The following is a 2,146-nucleotide window of genomic DNA, read 5'->3' on the forward strand; positions in this document are numbered from 1 at the left end:
CGGGGGCTGGGAGGGGCGCGGCGGGGTGGTCGGGCGGGGCGGCTGGGGGGCGCGTCGCGCTTCGGTACTCATGCGTCCCCCTGATCCGTTCCGTACCGCGCGCGGTCCCCGCTCGCCGCGTGCGCGCCACTCTACGGGCTGCGGTGGTCCCGGCGGGAGCGGGCCGCCCGGACACCGGCGGATCTGCACGGATCTTCCCCCTACCCATCAGTACGAGGGTCTGGCAAGCTGCGGCCATGACTGCCCGTGCCGCCGACCGGGCCCGTTACGACCGGGCCACCGCGCATCTCGACGCCCCCGTCGCCGTCGTCGATCTGGAGGCGTTCGACGCCAACGCCGACGATCTCGTACGCCGGGCCGGGGGCAAGCCGGTCCGGGTGGCGAGCAAGTCGGTGCGGTGCCGGGCGCTGCTGGAGCGGGTGCTGGCGCGGCCGGGCTTCGCCGGGATCATGTCGTTCACGCTGGCGGAGTCGCTGTGGCTGGCCCGCGCAGGCTTCGAGGACGTGCTGCTGGCCTATCCGTCCGCCGACCGGTCGGCCTGTGCCGAGCTGGCCGCCGATCCGAAGCTCGCCGCCGCCGTGACGGTGATCGTGGACGACGTCTCCCAGCTGGATCTGATCGACGCGGCGCGGGCGGGCGGCTCCCAGGAGATCCGGGTCTGCCTGGAGCTGGACACCTCGCTGCGGATGCTCGGCGGCCGGGTCCGCATCGGCGCCCTGCGCTCGCCGCTGCGCTCCCCGGCCGAGCTGGCGGAGCTGGCCAGGTCCGTGGTCCGGCGGCCGGGTTTCCGGCTGGTGGGCCTGATGGCGTACGAGGGGCACATCGCGGGCGTCGGCGACGCGGTGGCGGGCCGTCCGCTGCGGTCGCGGGCGATCCGGCTGATGCAGGCGGCGGCCCGCAGGGAGCTGGCGGCGCGGCGGGCCGAGGTGGTGCGGGCGGTCCGGGCCGTGGCGCCGGACCTGGAGTTCGTGAACGGCGGCGGCACGGGCAGTGTGCAGCACACGGCGGCGGAGGACGCGGTGACGGAGATCGCCGCCGGTTCGGGGCTGTACGTGCCGCGCCTGTTCGACAACTACACGTCGTTCACCGCGCGCCCGGCCGCCCTGTTCGCGCAGCCGGTGGTGCGGCGCCCCGGGGTGGGTGTGGTGACGGTGCTCGGGGGCGGCTATCCGGCGTCGGGCGCGGCCGGGGCGGACCGGCTGCCGGTCCCGTACCTCCCGGAGGGGCTGCGCTACGACCCGCAGGAGGGGCCGGGTGAGGTGCAGACCCCGCTGCTGGGCGCGCCGGCCGACGATCTGCTGATCGGCGACAAGGTGTGGTTCCGGCACGCGAAGGCCGGTGAGCTGTGCGAGCGGTTCGACGCGCTGCACCTGATCGAGGGCGACCGGGTCACCGCGACGGTGCCGACGTACCGGGGCGAGGGCCGTACGTTCCTCTAGTGGGTGTGCTCGATGGCGCTGCCGGCGCCCTCGTCGTCCTTCGCGTCGCCGCCGAGGGGGCGGATGCCCCGGGTGAGCGTGTCCATGAGGGACGGCGGGGGTCCGTCGGGGCCGGCGTCGAAGGCGTAGCGCACGATGACGGGCGACTCGCTGCCGACGGGTGAGGGGAAGGCGAGCGACTGCACGTAGCCGCCGGGGCCCTTGGCGGTGGTGACCCGCCAGCGGACGTAGTAGCCGCTGCGTCCGGCCACCGTGACCGCGCCCGCGGCGATCTGCCGGTGCGCGGTGATGCCGCCGTGGACGCGCCGGCCGACGAGGTCCTCCTCGTAGGCGCGGTCGGCGGCGTCGGTGATGTCCTCCTCGGCGAGGGCCCGGGGCGTGGTGGCGTCGGTGCCGCCGGGGGTCCGGGTGGTGACCGTGCCTCGGTAGCAGTACGCGCTGGAGGCGCCGGGGCATGCGTAGGAGTTCTTCGTCCGCATGGTGAGGAGCTGCCCGGAGGTGCGCTCGGGGCGCTCCCAGCCGTCCGGGATGGGCAGGGAGATCCCGTTGAGCTGGTCGACGAGGAGGGCCGGGTCCTGGCGGGCCGGCGTCGAAGGCGTAGCGCACGATGACGGGCGACTCGCTGCCGACGGGTGAGGGGAAGGCGAGCGACTGCACGTAGCCGCCGGGGCCCTTGGCGGTGGTGACCCGCCAGCGGACGTAGTAGC

The 2,146-nt window shown here is 75.3% G+C and carries 2 protein-coding genes; one reads left to right on the forward strand and one right to left on the reverse strand.

The window, feature by feature from the left end; genetic code table 11:
• Positions 1-236 precede the first annotated feature (236 nt).
• Complete coding sequence (locus tag MHW47_RS34825; protein WP_239227827.1) at positions 237-1,439, forward strand: amino acid deaminase/aldolase; 1,203 nt, start codon at positions 237-239, stop codon at positions 1,437-1,439.
• On the opposite strand, the gene MHW47_RS34830 is transcribed toward MHW47_RS34825, so the two are convergent.
• The gene (locus MHW47_RS34830; RefSeq protein WP_374230194.1) at positions 1,436-1,918 is read right to left on the reverse strand and encodes a hypothetical protein; all 483 of its coding nucleotides are present in this window, start codon (positions 1,916-1,918) and stop codon (positions 1,436-1,438) included. The genes MHW47_RS34825 and MHW47_RS34830 overlap by 4 nt on opposite strands.
• Between the last annotated feature and the right edge of the window lie 228 nt (positions 1,919-2,146).

The organism is Streptomyces sp. OfavH-34-F (assembly GCF_022347745.1).
Lineage (GTDB): Bacteria > Actinomycetota > Actinomycetes > Streptomycetales > Streptomycetaceae > Streptomyces.

Bases quoted from the DNA above. Each gene is read 5' to 3' on its own strand.
- MHW47_RS34825 (WP_239227827.1), top strand. From the start codon at position 237: ATGACTGCCCGTGCCGCCGACCGGGCCCGTTACGACCGGGCCACCGCG.
- MHW47_RS34830 (WP_374230194.1), bottom strand. From the start codon at position 1,918: ATGCGGACGAAGAACTCCTACGCATGCCCCGGCGCCTCCAGCGCGTAC.